The 17,235-nt window shown below is 70.9% G+C and carries 17 protein-coding genes; 5 read left to right on the top strand and 12 right to left on the bottom strand.

Annotation, left to right across the window (positions count from 1 at the left end; all coding sequences use genetic code 11):
- Positions 1–12: 12 nt before the first annotated feature.
- The 3 genes from AB0K52_RS01020 to leuC form a co-directional block, all read right to left on the bottom strand.
- The gene (locus AB0K52_RS01020) at positions 13–567 is read right to left on the bottom strand and encodes an HU family DNA-binding protein (protein ID WP_363524339.1); all 555 of its coding nucleotides are present in this window, start codon (positions 565–567) and stop codon (positions 13–15) included.
- A gap of 240 nt (positions 568–807) precedes the next feature.
- Positions 808–1,407, bottom strand: coding sequence for a 3-isopropylmalate dehydratase small subunit (leuD, locus tag AB0K52_RS01015; protein ID WP_363524336.1), 600 nt, complete (start codon positions 1,405–1,407; stop codon positions 808–810).
- A 15-nt stretch (positions 1,408–1,422) separates the two neighbouring features.
- Entirely contained in the window at positions 1,423–2,850 is a 1,428-nt protein-coding gene (gene leuC, locus AB0K52_RS01010) for a 3-isopropylmalate dehydratase large subunit (protein WP_208495387.1), read from the bottom strand.
- A 67-nt stretch (positions 2,851–2,917) separates the two neighbouring features.
- Here leuC and AB0K52_RS01005 point away from each other — a divergent pair, with 67 nt between their 5' ends.
- The 3 genes from AB0K52_RS01005 to AB0K52_RS00995 all read left to right on the top strand — a co-directional run bounded on the left by AB0K52_RS01005 (position 2,918) and on the right by AB0K52_RS00995 (position 4,445).
- Entirely contained in the window at positions 2,918–3,604 is a 687-nt protein-coding gene (locus AB0K52_RS01005; RefSeq protein ID WP_344469158.1) for an IclR family transcriptional regulator, read from the top strand.
- Between the two features lie 179 nt (positions 3,605–3,783).
- A complete protein-coding gene (locus AB0K52_RS01000; RefSeq protein ID WP_363524332.1) occupies positions 3,784–4,041 on the top strand; it encodes a type II toxin-antitoxin system Phd/YefM family antitoxin in 258 nt (85 codons plus the stop codon).
- Complete coding sequence (locus AB0K52_RS00995; protein WP_363524329.1) at positions 4,038–4,445, top strand: type II toxin-antitoxin system VapC family toxin; 408 nt, start codon at positions 4,038–4,040, stop codon at positions 4,443–4,445. The genes AB0K52_RS01000 and AB0K52_RS00995 overlap by 4 nt, the downstream gene beginning before the upstream one ends.
- Here AB0K52_RS00995 and AB0K52_RS00990 read toward each other — a convergent pair.
- The 7 genes from AB0K52_RS00990 to hppD all read right to left on the bottom strand — a co-directional run bounded on the left by AB0K52_RS00990 (position 4,429) and on the right by hppD (position 12,977).
- Positions 4,429–4,698, bottom strand: a complete 270-nt coding sequence (locus AB0K52_RS00990) for a hypothetical protein (protein WP_363524326.1) — start codon at positions 4,696–4,698, stop codon at positions 4,429–4,431. The genes AB0K52_RS00995 and AB0K52_RS00990 overlap by 17 nt on opposite strands.
- Positions 4,699–4,885: 187 nt before the next feature.
- Positions 4,886–6,424 (bottom strand): histidine ammonia-lyase, encoded by a 1,539-nt coding sequence (gene hutH / locus AB0K52_RS00985; RefSeq protein ID WP_363524323.1) that lies wholly within the window; start codon positions 6,422–6,424, stop codon positions 4,886–4,888.
- A 9-nt stretch (positions 6,425–6,433) separates the two neighbouring features.
- On the bottom strand, positions 6,434–7,591 hold the full coding sequence (gene hutI / locus AB0K52_RS00980; RefSeq protein ID WP_363524320.1) for an imidazolonepropionase: 1,158 nt from the start codon (positions 7,589–7,591) through the stop codon (positions 6,434–6,436).
- On the bottom strand, positions 7,588–8,883 hold the full coding sequence (locus AB0K52_RS00975; protein WP_363524317.1) for a formimidoylglutamate deiminase: 1,296 nt from the start codon (positions 8,881–8,883) through the stop codon (positions 7,588–7,590). Before AB0K52_RS00975 ends, hutI begins: the two co-directional genes overlap by 4 nt.
- A complete protein-coding gene (locus AB0K52_RS00970) occupies positions 8,877–10,112 on the bottom strand; it encodes an allantoate amidohydrolase (protein WP_363524314.1) in 1,236 nt (411 codons plus the stop codon). Before AB0K52_RS00970 ends, AB0K52_RS00975 begins: the two co-directional genes overlap by 7 nt.
- Positions 10,113–10,145: 33 nt before the next feature.
- On the bottom strand, positions 10,146–11,783 hold the full coding sequence (hutU, locus tag AB0K52_RS00965) for a urocanate hydratase (RefSeq protein WP_363524311.1): 1,638 nt from the start codon (positions 11,781–11,783) through the stop codon (positions 10,146–10,148).
- A 30-nt stretch (positions 11,784–11,813) separates the two neighbouring features.
- The gene (hppD, locus tag AB0K52_RS00960; protein WP_363524308.1) at positions 11,814–12,977 is read right to left on the bottom strand and encodes a 4-hydroxyphenylpyruvate dioxygenase; all 1,164 of its coding nucleotides are present in this window, start codon (positions 12,975–12,977) and stop codon (positions 11,814–11,816) included.
- Positions 12,978–13,138: 161 nt separating this feature from the next.
- Between hppD and AB0K52_RS00955 the strand changes: the two genes are divergently transcribed.
- The gene (locus AB0K52_RS00955) at positions 13,139–13,639 is read left to right on the top strand and encodes an Lrp/AsnC family transcriptional regulator (RefSeq protein ID WP_363524305.1); all 501 of its coding nucleotides are present in this window, start codon (positions 13,139–13,141) and stop codon (positions 13,637–13,639) included.
- Between the two features lie 167 nt (positions 13,640–13,806).
- On the opposite strand, the gene fahA is transcribed toward AB0K52_RS00955, so the two are convergent.
- Both fahA and AB0K52_RS00945 read right to left on the bottom strand, forming a co-directional pair.
- Positions 13,807–15,030: a fumarylacetoacetase gene (gene fahA, locus AB0K52_RS00950; protein WP_363524302.1), complete on the bottom strand. Its 1,224-nt coding sequence runs from the start codon at positions 15,028–15,030 to the stop codon at positions 13,807–13,809.
- A complete protein-coding gene (locus AB0K52_RS00945) occupies positions 15,027–15,821 on the bottom strand; it encodes a hypothetical protein (RefSeq protein WP_363524299.1) in 795 nt (264 codons plus the stop codon). The genes fahA and AB0K52_RS00945 overlap by 4 nt, the downstream gene beginning before the upstream one ends.
- Before the next feature lie 188 nt (positions 15,822–16,009).
- Here AB0K52_RS00945 and AB0K52_RS00940 point away from each other — a divergent pair, with 188 nt between their 5' ends.
- A complete protein-coding gene (locus tag AB0K52_RS00940) occupies positions 16,010–17,200 on the top strand; it encodes a homogentisate 1,2-dioxygenase (RefSeq protein WP_363524296.1) in 1,191 nt (396 codons plus the stop codon).
- Positions 17,201–17,235: the final 35 nt, after the last annotated feature.

Raw genomic sequence — 17,235 nt, 5'->3', positions numbered from 1 at the left:
GGGGCCGCGGCATCAGCGCCCGCGCCTCGTGGTCTTCTTCGCCGCGGTCTTCTTCGCGGCGGGCTTCGCCGCGGTCTTGCGCACGGCCTTCTTCGCGGTCGAGGCCTTCTTGGCCGTCGTCTTCTTCGCCGCGGTCTTCTTGGCCCCCACGCGGCTCGTGGCGGTCGACCGGGTCGCCGTGGAGGCGGCCCGCGTGGTCTTCTTCGCGGCCGTCTTCTTGGCCGCGGTCTTCTTCGCGGTGGCCTTCTTCGCCGGCGCGGCCTTCTTGGCGGTCGCGGACTTGGCGGCCTTGCGCTTGCCGGTCACGAGCTCCTTGAAGCCGGTGCCCGGGCGGAACGCGGGGACCACGGTCTTCTTGACCTTCACCGCTTCGCCCGTGCGCGGGTTGCGGGCCATGCGAGCGGCGCGCTGGCGCTTCTCGAAGACGCCGAAACCGGCGAAGGAGACTTTCTCCCCTTTCACCACCGCGCGCTGTATCTCGTCGATCGCGACATCCACGACTTCTTTCGCGGCGGCCCGGTCGCCAGTGCGTGCGGCGATCCGTTCGACGAACTCTGCCTTGTTCACGAGTCCTACCCTCCCGATAGTCCTTGAAGCCATACCAGCTTGTTAAGCGCACGTTATGACGTTTCGAAAGCGAACGCAACTGTTTCCGCGAAAATAGACCCGTTGTGTCGCAGGGAATTTTTATTCAGGTGCCCGAAATCGACGCTCGCAACCCCGTTGGGAGGGACCCGAACACGCCTGGAGCCGGTGGCATCGCCACCGGCTCCGTACGTGAGGTCTAACTGGATCGGCCTGCGGACACTAGACCTGAACGGGGAGAGTCCTAGGCCGCCAAGCGTCCCGGTTCGACTCGAAGCCCGCGATCTTGTCCTCGTCGCGCAGCGTCAGGGCCACGTCGTCGAGGCCTTCCATCATGCGCCAGCGCAGGAACTCGTCGAACTCGAAGCCCCAGGTGCGGTCGCCCGCACGGACTTCGCAGGCCACGAGGTCGACGGTGATCTCCGACTCCGGGTGCGTTTCGGCCAGGAGCCACAGCTCCTCGACGGCCGCCTCGGGCAGCTCCACAGTCAACAGACCGTTCTTGAGCGAGTTGCCGCGGAAGATGTCTCCGAAGCGCGGGGCGATGACCGCCTTGAACCCGTAGTCCTTCAGGGCCCAGACGGCGTGCTCGCGCGAGGAGCCGGTGCCGAACTCGGTGCCGGTGACCAGGATCGTGGCGTTCGCGTACTCGGGCTGGTTGAGGAGGAACTTCTCGTCCTCGCGCCACTCCGCGAACAGGCCGTCCTCGAAGCCGGTCTTGGTGACCCGCTTGAGGTACACGGCCGGGATGATCTGGTCGGTGTCGACGTTCGAGCGCCGCAGCGGCGCGACGCGGCCGGTGTGGGTCGTGAACTTGTCCATGATTCCCTGCCCTTCCTACAGATCCGCCGGGCTGGCGAGGTGGCCGGTGACGGCCGTGGCGGCGGCGACGGCCGGGCTCACCAGGTGCGTGCGCCCGCCCTTGCCTTGGCGGCCCTCGAAGTTGCGGTTCGAGGTGGAGGCGGCGCGCTGGCCGGGCGTCAGCTGGTCCGGGTTCATGCCCAGGCACATCGAGCAGCCCGCGAAGCGCCAGTCGGCGCCCGCTTCGATGAAGACCTTGTCGAGGCCTTCGGCGATGGCCTGCTCGCGGACCTTGGCGGAGCCGGGCACGACCATCATGTTGACGCCTTCGGCGACCTTGCGGCCCTTGATGACCTCGGCGGCGGTGCGCAGGTCCTCGATGCGGCCGTTGGTGCACGAGCCGAGGAAGACGACGTCGACGCCGATCTCGCGCATCGGCGTGCCCGCCTGGAGGCCCATGTACTCCAGGGCGCCCGCGGCGGTGGTGCGCGCGATCGGGTCCGCGAAGTCCTCGGGGGCGGGGACGTTGCCTGAGAGCTCGACGCCCTGCCCGGGGTTGGTGCCCCAGGTGACGAACGGGCTCAGGGAGGCCGCGTCGATGACGATCTCCTTGTCGAAGACGGCGCCCTCGTCGGTCTTGAGCGTGCTCCAGTACTCGACGGCGGCGTCCCAGTCCTCGCCCTTGGGCGCGTGCGCGCGGCCCTTGACGTAGGCGGCGGTCTTCTCGTCAGGCGCGATCATGCCGGCCTTGGCGCCCCACTCGATCGACATGTTGCACACCGTCATGCGGCCTTCCATCGACAGCTCTTCGATGGCCTGGCCGCGGTATTCGACGATGTGGCCCTTGCCGCCGCCGGTGCCGGTGATGGAGATGACCTTGAGGATCAGGTCCTTCGCCGAGACGCCTTCGGGCAGCGAGCCGTTCACGGTGACGGCCATGAACTTCGGCTTGGCCTGCGGCAGGGTCTGCGTGGCGAGCACGTGCTCGACCTCGCTGGTGCCGATGCCGAACGCGATCGAGCCGAACGCGCCGTGGGTCGAGGTGTGGGAGTCGCCGCACACGACGGTCATGCCCGGCTGGGTAAGTCCCAGCTGGGGTCCCACGACGTGGACGACACCCTGGTTCTCGTCACCGAGCGAGTGGATGCGGACGCCGAATTCCTCGCAGTTGGCGCGGAGCGTCTCGATCTGCTTGCGGCTGGTCGGGTCCGCGATGGTGAAGAGGTTGTCGGTGGGCGTGTTGTGGTCCTCGGTCGCGATCGTGAGATCGGTCCGGCGGACCTTCCGCCCGGCCTGCCGCAGGCCGTCGAAGGCCTGGGGGCTGGTCACCTCGTGGAGGAGGTGCAGGTCGATGTAGAGCAGGTCGGGTTGCTGGCCGCCCGTGCGTACCACGTGGGCGTCCCAGACCTTCTGCGCGAGGGTGCGCGGTGCCGTTCCCTCGGATTCGTGTGGTGTAGGTGACATCTCTGTTCCCAGTCGTTGGACTTCTCGAAATATGGGAGGTAATGTTCAGCTCGTGAGAACGAATACTATCAGCGGAGTCGGCGTCCTTGACAAGGCGGTGCTCATCCTCACGGCTTGCACCAACGGCGCCAGCCTGGCTGAGCTCGTGCACGAGACCGGTCTGCCCCGGGCCACGGCCCACCGGCTCGCGCAGGCCCTCGAAGCCCACGAGATGCTGCAACGCGACCACGAGGGCCGCTGGCGCCCCGGCCCGAAACTCGGCGAGCTCGCCGGGTCCACGGCCGACGTCCTCCTCAGTGCCGCCGAACCGGTGCTCAACCTCCTCCGCGACCAGACGGGCGAATCGACCCAGCTCTACCGCAGGCGGGCCGACGAACGCGTCTGCGTGGCCGCCGCCGAGCGCGCCTCCGGGCTGCGCGACACGGTGCCCGTCGGCGCAGGCCTCCCGATGACGGCCGGCTCGGGCGCGCAGGTACTGCTCGCCTGGGAGCCGCCGGAGGGGATCCTGCCGCTGCTGCCCAAGTGCCGCTTCTCGTCGAAGACGCTCGCCGAGGTCCGGCGCCGCGGCTTCGCCCAGTCGGTCGCCGAGCGCGAGCCCGGTGTGGTCAGCGTCTCAGCCCCGGTCAGGGACAAGACCGGCCGCGTCGTCGCCGCCATCTCGGTGTCCGGCCCGATAGAGCGCCTGGGACGCCGCCCGGGCGACCGCCTCGGCATGGCCGTCATCCGAGCCGGCCAGAAGCTCTCCGGCCTCTGACCCTCAATTGTCAACCCCTCAACGGCCCGGCGGCCCCAAACCGCCGGGCCGTTCCACGTATCGATGAGAGGCCGCCCACAGGACCGCGACTCTAGGTCGCGAGATTCGTTGAGCAGGCCATGAACGTGCTAAATTATGGTCAGACTGGTCAGAATTCCGGAGCGAACGGAGGCGGCCTCGTGCACTGGCAGGTCCAAGACGCCAAGAAGCGCTTCAGCGAGCTGGTCCGCGCGACCAAAACCGAAGGCGCCCAGTTCATCACCCGCCACGGTCGCGAAGAGGCGGTGATCCTGAGCATGGAGGACTACCGCAGGCTCGCTGGCGCGCCTTCCTTCAAGACTTTGCTGCGGGAACCGCCGTACCTCGACGACCTCCCCGACACCTCCGACCTCAGGAGCGAACTGCCCCGCGAACAGGACCTGGGGTTCGACCTGTGAAATACCTGCTCGACACCAACGTGCTGAGCGAGCTGCGCCGGCCCGAGCCGGACCGGAGCGTCATGCACTGGTACGACTCGACAGCCGACGCCGACCTGCACCTGAGCGTGATGACGATCGGCGAGTTCCGGAAGGGCCTGGCCCGCCTCCGCCGCAAGGACCCCGATCGCGCTGCGGCGCTGGCCCTGTGGCTCGACCACCTGCTCGCGCCGTACGCGTCACGGATCCTGCCGGTCACGCCGGACGTCGCCAACGTCTGGGGCGAACTCAATGACCCTGACCCGCTCCCCGTCATCGACGCATTCATTGCGGCAACTGCGATCGTCCACGACATGGTCCTGGTGACCCGCAATGTCAAAGATTTCCAGCGAACCGGCGTGCGCCTGCTCAACCCGTTCGACTGACGCGGGTCCGGCGGAGCCGCTCGGCCGCAATCTGCACGCCCTCGAGCGACGCGGCGTCGATGTACACGCCACGGCTCGCCAGTTCAGCCGGGGCCGCCTCGACGATGAACTCACGAAAGGCCGCCGACCGGCGACCGGCGAGATCTTCGATCAGGAACCAGGACTGGTCAAGGAAACGCTCCGGTCGGCGGGCCCTATCCGGCACCGCAACCTCGACTCGGTTGCAGACGAACTCGGCGATCCCTGCGAGCATCGCGTCCCATCGGTCGTTGCCGACCGACTCGGGTTCGCGACCGAATCAGCGACCGCTCCCCTGCGAACTCCGAAAACGTCGTCGCAGAACCAAGCCGCCAGCCGCAACCCACGGTCGAGTTCATGAGCGGCGATAGCCTCTCGGATCGCTCCCGCCGTTCCCTGCATCGTCAGTGGTTCCCGGACCATCAGCGGAGCGTACCGATGACAGTTTCGATTTCGGCTCTCAGGGTTGCGCCTTCGACGAGGTATTTCACCTGTTCGATGACCGGGGCGAGGAACTGGTCGGGGCCGGGTTTGCCGGCGATCGGGGCCACGGCCGCGATCGCGACTCGGGCGGCCGGAGACGGGATCAGGGGTTCGCGGAGTTGGAGGCCTTGGACCCCGGCGAGGAATTCCACGGCGAGGAGGGTGGCGAGGTTGTCGATGATCGTCCGGAGCTTGCAGGCCGCCGCCCAGCCCATCGAGACGTGGTCCTCCTGCATGCCGGAGGTCGGGACCGAGTCGACCGAGGCGGGGGCGGCGAGGCGGCGGTTCTCCGCGACGATGCCCGCGGCCGTGTACTGGGCGATCATGAGCCCGGAGTTCACACCCGGGTCGGGGCTGAGGAACGCGGGCAGGCCGCGGTTGCGGGTGACGTCGAGCAGGCGGTCCACGCGGCGCTCGGAGATCGAGCCCACGTCGGCCGCCGCGATCCCGAGGAAGTCGGCCGCGTAGCCGAGCGGCGCGCCGTGGAAGTTCCCGGTCGACTCGACCCGGCCGTCCGGCAGGACCACGGGGTTGTCGACGACCGAGCGCAGCTCCTGGGCCGCCACGGTCTCGGCGTAGGCGAGCACGTCGCGGGCCGCGCCGGCGACCTGCGGGGCGCAGCGCATCGAATAGGCGTCCTGGACGGCGTGCGCGAGGTCGTTGCGGTGGGAGTCCATGACCTCGGAGTCCTGGAGCAGCCGGTGGATGTTCGCGGCGCTCTTCGCCTGGCCCGGCTGGGGCCGGATCGCGTGCAGTTCCGGCTGGAACGGCCGGTCCGACCCGAGCATGGCCTCATTGGACAGCGCGGCGCACACGTCGGCCATCGTCAAGAGGTGGCGCAGGTCGGCGACGGCCAGGACGAGCATCCCCAGCATGCCGTCCGTGCCGTTGATGAGGGCCAGACCCTCCTTGGACGACAACGTGATCGGGGTCAGGTTCGCGCGTTCGAGGACCGGTCCGGCCTCGAGGCGGGTGCCGTCGGCGGCGCGGACCCAGCCTTCGCCCAGCATGACCAGCGCGCAGTGCGCGAGCGGCGCGAGGTCGCCCGAAGCGCCGAGTGAACCGTGGCGCGGGACCCACGGCGTGATGTCCGCGTTCAGAAGTGCGGCGAGCGCGTCGGCGACCTCGGGGCGGACCCCCGAGCGGCCCATGGCGAGCGAGCGCAGGCGCAGGAGCATCATCGCGCGCACGACCTCGTCCGGCATCGGGTCCCCCACGCCGGCCGAGTGCGAGCGGATGAGGGCGTGCTGCAGTTCGGCGCGGCGCTCAGGCGCCACGAAGGTGTTCGCGAGCGCGCCGAAGCCGGTCGAGACGCCGTACACGGGGCGGCCTTCGCGCTCGATGGCGTCCACGATCGCCCGACTCGCGGCCATGGCCTCGCGGGCCTCGGCGTCGATCACCACGCGGGCGCGGTCGCGGGCGACCGCGATGACCTCCTCGGGGGTGACCGGGACCGGCTTGATGTGGACAGTGGACATCGTTCCTCCTCAACTGATGACGACGCCGTCGTGGACGACCGTGCCGACTAGGGGCGTCCCGGGCCGGTAGGCCAGATGGACGTGGCTGGGGGCGTCGAGCACGACGAGGTCGGCGCGGGCGCCGACCGCGATGCGGCCGAGGTCGGCGCGGCGCAGCGCCTTCGCCCCGCCCGCGGTCGCGGCGGTGAGCGCTTCGGCGGGGGTCATGCGCATCTCGCGCACCGCGAGCGCGATGCAGAACGCCATGCTGCTGGTGAAGGACGAGCCCGGGTTGCAGTCGGTCGCGAGCGCGACCTGGGCCCCGGCGTCGATGAGGCGGCGCGCGTCCGGGTACGGGGAGCGGGTCGAGAACTCCGCGCCCGGCAGCAGGGTCGCCACGGTGGTGCCGCCGACGAGGGCGTCCACGTCCGCGTCGGTGAGGTGCGTGCAGTGGTCGGCCGAGGCCGCGCCGAGTTCGACGGCGAGCCGCACGCCGGGGCCGGCGGTGAGCTGGTTGGCATGGACGCGCAGGGCGAGGCCGGCCGCGGCGCTCGCGGTGAGCACCGCGCGGGCCTGGTCGCCGTCGAAGGCGCCGCGCTCGCAGAACACGTCGGCCCATTTGGCGTGCGGCGCGCAGGCGTCGAGCATCCGGCCGCATACGAGCGCGGTGTACTCGTCTGCGCTCATCAAAGCACCGTCGGCTCCGGCGGGGACGGTGTGCGCGCCGAGGTACGTGGTCTCGGCGGTGAACTCGGAGGCGATGCGCAGTGAGCGGGCCTCGTCCTCGACGGTGAGCCCGTAGCCGGACTTGATCTCCACTGTGGTCGTCCCCTGTCGCAGCATCTCCGCGGTGAGGCGGGCGGCGTTGGCGCGCAGCGCGTCGTCGTCGGCGGCGCGGGTCGCGGCGACGGTGGTGCGGATGCCGCCGCCGGTGTACGGCTCGCCGCTCATGCGGGCGGCGAACTCGGCGCTGCGGTCGCCCGCGAAGACGAGGTGGGCGTGGCTGTCGACGAAGCCGGGGACGACCGCGCGGCCGCCCGCGTCGAGGCGTTCGTCCGCTTCGGGCGCTTGGGCGTCGGGGCCGATCCAGACGATGCGGTCGTCGTCGGCGACGACCGCGGCGTCGTGGAGGACGCCGTCCTTGTCGGCGGTGAAGAGCTCGCCGATGTTCGCGATGAGGAGGCTCATGCCCACAGCCCCTTGATCTCGGCGGCGAGTTCGGCGCCGGCGTCGATGCGCAGGTGCCTGCCGCCCGCCACGATGCGGCGGCCGTCCGCGACCACGTCGGTGACGTCGGCGGCGGTGGCGGCGTAGACGACCCCGGACGGGTCGATCCCGGCGGTGCGCGGCGAATCGAGGCCGACCGTGACCAGGTCGGCCCGCGCGCCGACCTCGATGCGGCCCGCGTCGGCCCAGCCGAGGCCGGCGTGGTCGGTCATCGCGTCGAGGAGCTCCGCTGCGGTGAACCGGCCGCGCTCCTCGCTGACGAGCCGTTCGTGCATCTCCATCGCGCGCGCCTCCTCGAACATGTCCACAACGGCGTTGCTGTCGGTGCCGAGCGAGAGCCGCACGCCCGCTTCGGCGAGCGCCCGCGCCGGGCCGAGGCCGTCGGCGAGGTCGCGTTCGGTCGTGGGGCAGAAGCACGCGGTCGTGCCCGATCGGCGCAGCAGGTCGATGTCGTGCCCGGCCAGGTGGGTGGCGTGGACGGCGGTGAGGTCGGGTCCGAGGAGGCCGCAGCGCTCGAGCAGTTCGGTGGGGCTGCATCCGTGTTCGAGGCGGCAGGACGCGTTCTCGGAGCGCTGCTCGGAGAGGTGCACGTGGACCGGGCGGCCCTCGGTCGAGCACGCGAACGCCGCGATCGCCTCGTCGGGGACGGCCCGCACCGAGTGCACCGCGCCGCCGATCACCGCGTGGTCGGGCGGGGCGAGCTTGTCGACGCGGTCGAGCCAGGCCTCCAGGCTCCCGTCGCCGAACCGCCGCTGCGCTGGCTCGAGCGGCAGCCCGAACCCGCCCGCCAGGTACAGCGTGTCGAGCAGCGTGATGCGGATGCCGGCGTCGGCGGCCGCCTGGATCAGCGCCTCCCCCATGGCGTTCGGGTCCGCGTACGGCCGCCCGCCCGGCGCGTGGTGCAGGTAGTGGAACTCCCCCACCGCCGTGATCCCGGCCAGCGCCATCTCGGCGTAGACCGCGCGCGCCAGCCGGTGGTACGAGTCGGGGTCGAGGCGCTCGGACAGGGCGTACATGCCTTCGCGCCAGGTCCAGAACGTGCCCGGCCCGGCGTGGGTGCGCCCGCGCAGCGCACGGTGGAACGCGTGCGAGTGCGCGTTCGCGAACCCCGGGAGGGTCACGCCCGCGAGGACGTCGCCGCGCCTGCGGCTGCCGGGCTTGACCGAGGCGATGCGGCCGTCGGCGACCTCGATCGCCACCGAGTCGGCCGGGCCGGCCGGGAGCAGGGCGTGCTCGGCCCAGAACGTCAGCACGCGAGGTCCCGCAGCACGGCCGCGAGCGCGGCGACGCCCGCGGCGCAGTCCTCGTCGCTCGCGGCCTCGCCCGGCGCATGGGAGACGCCGCTCGGGTTGCGCACGAACAGCATCGCGGTCGGCACATGCGCGGAGAGGACGCCCGCGTCGTGGCCGGCGGCGGTCGGCAGCACGGGCGCGCCGCCGAGGAGTTCGGCGATGCGCTCGCGCAGGGCGGCGTCGAACTCGACGATCGGCGACTCGGACTCGGCGCTCATCGCGACCTCGGTGCCGTCCCGGCCCGCCCGTTCGGTCACTTTGGACTCGAAGCCGCTCAGGATCTCGCTGAGGACCGCGTCGTCGGGGGCGCGCACGTCGAGCCAGGCCGTGACGGTGGAGGCGATCGCGTTGGTGGCGTTCGGCTCCGCCTCGACCCGGCCGACCGTGGCGACGCCGCCGGCGAGGCGGGCCTCCTTGCGGGCGGCGAGGACCGCGAACGCGAAGGTGAGCATCGGGTCGCGCCGGTCGGGCAGGCGGGTCGTCCCGGCGTGGTCGGCGACGCCGGTGAAGGTGACGCGCCAGCGGCCGTGGGGCCAGATCGCGCTGGCGACGGCGACCGGGGCCTCGCCGCCGTCGAGGGCGCGGCCCTGTTCGATGTGGAGTTCGATGAAGGCCGCGATCCGCCGGAGCCGTTCGGGGTCGGGTCCGATGAGGTCGGGCTCGGCTCCGGCGGCGTTCATGGCCTCGGCGAGCGTGATGCCGTCGGGGTCGGTGAGCGCGCGGGCGCGTTCGGGGTCGATGGCGCCGGTCATGAGGCGCGAGCCAAGGCAGGGGACGCCGAAGCGCCCGCCTTCCTCTTCGGTGAACGCGGCGATGCCTATGGGCCGCTTCGGTTCCGCTCCGGCGGCCCGGAGCGCGTCGATCGCGAGGAAGCCGGAGACGATGCCGAGCGGGCCGTCGTAGGCGCCGCCGTGCGGGACGGCGTCGAAGTGGCTGCCGGTCAGGACCGCGCCGTCCGGGTGCGGGGCGTCGGGGTCGATGACCTGCTCCTTCGCCGCGTCCCACCAGGCGTAGAGGTTGCCGTTGCGGTCCTCCTCGTAGCGCAGGCCGCGCCGCTTCGCCTGGGCGTGGAACCACTGGCGCAGCTCGAGGTCGGTTTCGGTCCAGGAGAACCGCAGGTAGCCGCCCGAGTCGGCGCGGCCGATCGGCTCGATTTCATTCCAAAGTCGACGGAACTCGCCCGTGTCCATGTCAATCCCCGTTCGCAGATGCGGCCGCCGGTCTCAGGACTCCCTCACCGGCACGCGGATGCCGTGGTCCTCCGCGACCGCTTCGGCCTCTTCGTAACCGGCGTCCACGTGCCGGATGACGCCCATGGCCGGGTCGTTCGCGAGGACCCGCGCGAGCTTCTCGGCCGCGAGCGCGGTCCCGTCGGCGACGGTGACCTGCCCGGCGTGGATGGAGCGGCCGATGCCGACGCCGCCGCCGTGGTGGATCGAGACCCAGCTGGCGCCCGAGGCGGTGTTGACGAGGGCGTTGAGCAGCGGCCAGTCCGCGATGGCGTCCGATCCGTCCTTCATGCCCTCGGTCTCGCGGTAGGGGCTCGCGACGGAGCCGCAGTCGAGATGGTCGCGGCCGATCACGATGGGGGCCTTGACGATCCCCTCGGCGACGAGTTCGTTGAACCGGACGCCGGCGACGTCCCGTTCGCCGTGGCCGAGCCAGCAGATGCGGGCCGGGAGGCCTTGGAAGGCGACGCGCTCGCGGGCGAGGGTGATCCAGCGGTGGAGGCTGCGGTTCTCCGGGAAGAGGTCGAGCACGGCCTGATCGGTGGCGGCGATGTCCGCCGGGTCGCCCGAGAGCGCGGCCCATCGGAAGGGGCCCTTGCCTTCGCAGAACAGCGGCCGGATGTACGCGGGCACGAACCCGGGGAACGCGAAGGCGCGCTTGCAGCCGCCGAGGAAGGCCTCGCTGCGGATGGAGTTGCCGTAGTCGAAGACCTCGGCGCCGGCGTCGAGGAAGCCGACCATCGCGGCCACGTGGTGGGCCATGGACTCCCTGGCCCGGTCGGTGAAGCCGTCCGCGTCGGCCCGCGCGAGTTCGGCCGCCTCGGCGTAGTCGACGCCGACGGGCACATAGGACAGCGGGTCGTGGGCGGAGGTCTGGTCGGTGACGATGTCGATCGCGACGCCGCGCCGCAGCAGCTCGGGGAAGACCTCGGCGGCGTTGCCGACGACGCCGATCGACTTGGCCTCGCCGCTGCGCTTGGCGGCTTCGGCCTGCGCGATCGCGTCGTCCAGATCGGAGGCGACCGTGTCGAGGTAGCGGGTGCGCACGCGGCGTTCGAGCCGCTCGGGGTCGACCTCGACGATGAGGCACACGCCGCCGTTCATCGTGACGGCGAGCGGCTGCGCGCCGCCCATGCCGCCGCACCCGGCCGTCAGCGTGAGCGTCCCTTTGAGACTGCCGCTGAAGCGCTTCTCGGCGACGGCCGCGAAGGTCTCGTACGTGCCCTGCAGGATGCCCTGCGTGCCGATGTAGATCCACGAACCGGCCGTCATCTGCCCGTACATGGTCAGCCCCAGCGACTCGAGCCGCCGGAACTCGGGCCAGGAGGCCCAGTCGGGCACCAGGTTCGAGTTCGCGATGAGCACGCGCGGCGCCCACTCGTGGGTGCGCATGACGCCGACCGCGCGGCCGCTCTGCACCAGCAGCGTCTCGTCCGCTTCGAGGGTGAGGAGTGTGCGCAGGATGGCCTTGAGGTCGCCGCGGCTGCGCGCGGCCTTGCCGGTGCCGCCGTAGACCACCAGGTCCTCGGGGCGCTCGGCCACCTCGGGGTCGAGGTTGTTCTGGAGCATCCGGTAGGCCGCCTCCGCCTGCCAGGTCTTGCAGTGCAGGTCGATGCCGTGTGGTGCGTGCATGTATCGCCTCCCCGTCAGTGCCGTCGAAGATCAGAGGTTGCCGCGCTTGGCCTGCTCCTTCTCCAAGGCCTCGAAGAGCGCCTTGAAGTTGCCTTTGCCGAAGCTGAGCGAGCCGTGCCGCTCGATGATCTCGTAGAACATTGTCGGACGGTCCTGCTGCGGTTTGGTGAAGATCTGGAGCATATAGCCGTCCTCGTCGCGGTCGACCAGGACGCGCCGCGCCTGCAGCTCCTCGATCGGCACCCGCACCTCGCCGATGCGTTCGCGCAGCTCAGGGTCCTCATAGTAGGCGTCCGGAGCCTCCAGGAACTCGACGCCGCGCTCGCGCATGGCGTCGACGGCCGCGAGGATGTCGGTGGTCGCGAGCGCGATGTGCTGGACGCCGGGGCCGCCGTAGAACTCCAGGTACTCGTCGATCTGGGACTTCTTCTTGCCCTCGGCGGGCTCGTTGATCGGGAACTTGATCTTGCGCGTGCCGTTGGCGACGACCTTGCTCATGAGCGCCGAGTACTCGGTGGCGATGGCGTCGTCGACGAACTCCACGATGTTCGTGAAGCCCATGACCCGCTCGTAGTAGGCCACCCACTCGCGCATCCTGCCCAGCTCGACGTTGCCCACGACGTGGTCGATCGCCTGGAAGAACCGCTTCTCAGGCGGCGCGACCATGGGCTCGGCCGGAACGAAGCCGGGCAGGAACGGGCCGTCGTAACGGGACCGGTCGATGAGGACGTTCCGGGTCTCGCCGTAGGTGCCGATCACCGCGCGGCGGACTGTGCCGTGCTCGTCGGTGAGGTCGTGCGGCTCCTCGACCGGTATGGCGCCCTGCTTGATCGCGTGCCGGTAGTTGGCGTCCACATCGGGCACTTCGAGGGCGACTTCGACGACCCCGTCGCCGTGGGCGGCGTAGTGCCGGGTGGCCTCGGCCTCGGCGGTGACGCCGCCGGCGAGGACGAAGACGACGCCGCCGGACTTGAGCGCGTACTCGGCGTGCTCACGGTGGCCCTGCTCGGGGCCGCGGTAGGCGACCAGGGTCATTCCGAACGCGGTGGAGTAGTAGTGGGCGGCCTGGCGGGCGTTGCCGACGTAGTAGCGGACGTGGTCCCAGCCCTTGATCGGGAAGGCGTCCTCGCGGATGTCGTGCTCCACGGCTCCGACCAGATCGGCGTCGCTGGAGCGGTTGGCAGTGTCGACCATGGCGGCCTCCTCGTCAACAGTGCGCGTTCCCGGCTCGCAAGCGTCGCCGGACGAGCGGTCGACTTGATCATTGTTCAGATCCTGGGACTGGGCAAGCAGTACCCGCACGGCTGGTCAACTTGCGCAGATCTTCCAGAATGACGGCGCATACACTGGCCAATATGACCAAGGAAGTGGGAATCGACGCGCTCGACGCCAGACTCATCGAACTGCTCGAGGCCGAGCCGCGGATCGGGGTGCTCGAGTGCTCGCGGCGGCTCGGCGTGGCGCGCGGGACGGTGCAGGCGCGGCTCGACAAGCTGACCGAGCGGGCGGTGGTGCGCGACTTCGGGCCGCGGGTCGAGCCCGCGGCGCTCGGCTATCCGGTGACGGCCTTCGTGACCCTCGAGCTGCGGCAGGCGGTCGGGCACGAGCACATGGCGCAGCGGCTCGCCCGGATCCCCGAAGTGCTCGAGGCGCATACGGTCACGGGCCAGGGCGACATGCTGTGCCGGATCGTCGCGCGCACGAACGCGGAGCTGCAGGGCGTGATCGACCGGGTCCTCGCCAGCGAGGGCGTCCAGCGCGCCACCACGGTGATCGCCCTGGCCGAGCAGATCCCCTACCGGACGCTGCCGCTGGTCAAGCAGGCAGCGGGCACACCACCCCGCTCCGGCGACTGATCCCGCGGAGGCCGCGCACCGCACCCGCGCTCGCCCGATCGAGTGAATCCCCGACGGGCAATCCCTTTCCGACCGGATGCTTGTCGGACCCGCCTGGGACGCTCGGGGCCATACTGCTTCTTCCCCTCTCGGGAGGGTGGGGGTTCGTGGACGGCCGATCGCGGGCGTCAGGTCTTCGCGGGCAGGATCGTGCCCGACACCTCGCCCAGGCCGATCTCGCCGCCGCTGGCGCTGCGGGCGGTCGCGGTGATGACGACCGTGTCGCCGTCCTCGAGGAACTGCCGCGTCTCGCCTTCCCCGACCGCGACCGGGTCCCTCCCGCCCCAGGTCAGCTCCAGGAACGAGCCGCGCTGGTCGGGCTCCGGACCGGAGACCGTCCCGGAGGCGAACAGGTCGCCGGTGCGCAGCGACGCGCCGTTCACCGTCATGTGCGCCAGCATCTGCGCCGGCGTCCAGTACATGCCCGCGAACGGCGGCCGCGCGACCTCGGTCCCGTTCCAGCGCACCGACATCCGCAGGTCGTACCCGAACCGCGCGGCCTCCTGCAGGTAGGCGAGCGGCACCGGGTCCTGCACGGGCGCAGCGGTCTTCGCGCCCGCCAGCGCGTCGAGCGGGGTCACCCAGTGCGCGATCGAGGTGGCGAAGGACTTGCCGAGGAACGGCCCGAGCGGCACGTACTCCCAGGCCTGGATGTCGCGGGCGGACCAGTCGTTGACGAGGACCGCGCCGAACACGTGCTCGGCGAAGTCGTCGGGGCTCACCGGGGTGCCCAGCTCGGAGCCGACGCCGACGACGAACCCGACCTCGGTCTCGATGTCGAGGCGCGCGGTCGGCCCGAATTCCAGGGGCGCGTCCTTCGCTTTGCGCTGCCCGCGCGGGCGCACGATCGGCGTCCCCGACGGCACGACGGTCCCGGCCCGGCCGTGGTAGCCGACCGGGAGGTGCTTCCAGTTGGGCAGCAACGGCTCCGAGTCGGGGCGGAAGAGCCGGCCGAGGTTCGCGGCGTGCTCCTCGGAGGCGTAGAAGTCCACATAGTCCGCCACATGGAACGGCAGGTGCATGCGGGCCTTGGCGACCGGCGTCAGGAGGGTCGCGGACTGGTCCTGGTGGCGGCGGTCGCTCAGCAGCTCGGTGAGCTGGTGGCGCACGAGCCGCCACGCGGGCGGGCCCATGGCCATGAAGCCGTTCAGGGCGTGCTCGTGGAACGCGGGCCGGATCCACGGCAGGAAGAACGTGCCGGTCGCGAGCGCGCGCAGGTCGAGGATCTGGTCGCCGATGCGCACGCCGATGCGCGCGGCCGGGTCCTTGGCGGTGGAGAAGACGCCGTACGGGAGGTGGTCGAGGCCGAAGGGGCCGTCGTCGGCCCCTTCGACCCAGCTGGTGGCGGTCATGCGGGGTCTCCTCGGTGCAGCAGCTGGAGCCGTGTGAGGTCGGCGAGCGGTTCCTCGATGCTGCACGAGCCGTACCCGGTCCAGAGGGCGCGGGGGCGGTGCAGGACGCGGCGGGCGCGGTCGGCGAGGTCGAGTTCGTCGGTCTCGGCGAGGGTGCGGGCGAGCGCTTCGGTGGGGGCGCCGTCGGCGGCTTCGGCGGCGGCGACCAGGACGTTCAGGAAGCCGTGGTGCTCGAAGCCGGTCTCGGGGTCGCGGTGGCGCGCGGCCTGGTGGAGGCCGGCGGTGAGCTTGAACTGGAGGCCGCGGACGCGGCAGCCGGTGATCGTCTCGGCGAGCGTCTCGGGGTCGGGGAAGAACTCGGCGGCGAGGCCGCCGGTGCGGAACTTCGGGGTGAAGCCGGTGGCGCGCACGGCGTCGAGGGCGTCGGGGCCGAACGGCAGTTCGGCGTAGACGGGCTTGCCCCAGGCGGGCGCGGTCTTCGCGAGGTGCTCGAGGGCGTGCCGGGACTCGTAGTGCATGACGGTGACCTGCGGCGGGAGTGCGGCGACGTCGTGTGCGACCTGCTCGAGGTCGCCGTCGACCACGACGCCGATGGCGAGTTCGCCGCGTCCGGGTTCGAGGTCGGCGAGGCGCGACTGGGGCACGAGCAACGGCCCGATCATGGCCTCGTACCAGGACTGGCGGTACCCGCGGTGGGCGGGCACGGCCACCGCCATGGGCGCGCTGCCGGGCGGGAAGAGCGCCGCGTCGTCGATGAGGCCCCGCAGCATCGCGGGTATCGGTCCGGCCATGCTGCCGAGCCTAAGGCCTTTCGGCGGCCCGGGTCCAGCGCTCCGCGCAGCCGGTGCGCGATCGGGCGAGCGCCGCGCGCGGGTGCGCGCGGACCGGCCGAAACGGAACGGCCGGAAGGCTATCCTCAGGACATAGCCGCCGAACGGGCGACACCTTCGCCCGCGAGCGAACCGACAAAGGAGTCGACGTGCCGTTCTACCGTTCCGTCGGGCAGATCCCCGACAAGCGACACACGCAGTTCCGCCAGGACGACGGGAGCCTGTACTCCGAGGAGCTGATGGGCCAGGAGGGGTTCTCCTCCGATTCGTCGCTGCTCTACCACCGGTACCGGCCGACGGCGATCTCCTCCAGCACCGAGCACCGGCCCGAGAGGGCCGAGCCGGTCCCGAACCACCCGCTCAAGCCCCGGCACTTCCGCACGCACAAGCTCGACGGCGCGGGCGACGCGGTCTTCGGCCGCGACCACCTGTTGTCCAATGCGGACTGCCGGATCTCGTACGCGCTCGCCACCGAGCCTTCCCCTCTGTACCGCAACGCGATCGGCGACGAGTGCATCTATGTGGAGTCCGGCGAGGCACACGTCGAGACCTCGTTCGGCGCGATCGACATCGGCCAAGGCGACTACTTGATCATGCCGATGTCCACGATCTACCGGATCATTCCCACCGGCAGCGAACCGCTCCGCACGCTCGTCGTGGAGTCGACGGGCCACATCACGCCGCCGAAGCGGTACCTCTCCGTACGGGGCCAGTTCCTCGAGCACAGCCCGTACTGCGAGCGCGACCTCCGCAGCCCGGTCGAGCCGCTGCTGGTCGACGGCGAGAACGTCGACGTGTACGTGCAGCACCGCGGCCGCGGGTCGGCGACGCTCTGGACCAAGTTCACGTACGCCCACCACCCGTTCGACGTGGTCGGCTGGGACGGCTGCCTCTACCCCTGGGTGTTCTCGATCCACGACTTCGAGCCGATCACCGGCCGCATCCACCAGCCCCCGCCCGCGCACCAGGTCTTCCAGGGCCCGAACTTCGTCATCTGCAACTTCGTGCCGCGCAAAGTGGACTACCACCCGGACGCGATCCCGGTGCCCTACAACCACCACAACGTCGACTCCGACGAGGTGATGTTCTACTGCGGCGGCAACTACGAGGCCCGCCGCGGCTCCGGCATCGAGCAGGGCTCAATCTCCCTGCACCCCTCGGGCTTCACCCACGGCCCGCAGCCGGGCGCGCCCGAACGCTCCATCGGCGCCGACTACTTCGACGAGCTCGCCGTCATGGTCGACACCTTCCGCCCCCTCGAACTCTGCCAGCCCGCCCTCGACGTCGAGGACACGAACTACGCCTGGACCTGGAACCGCGACCCAAACGCGTCATCATGATGGCAGTGGATCCGGCGGCTTCGCGGAGCTTTATG

Source organism: Glycomyces sp. NPDC049804 (assembly GCF_040674615.1).
GTDB lineage: Bacteria > Actinomycetota > Actinomycetes > Mycobacteriales > Micromonosporaceae > Glycomyces > Glycomyces niveus.
Note: the sequence above shows the minus strand (reverse complement) of the source record. Positions and strands in the feature narration are given on the sequence as shown.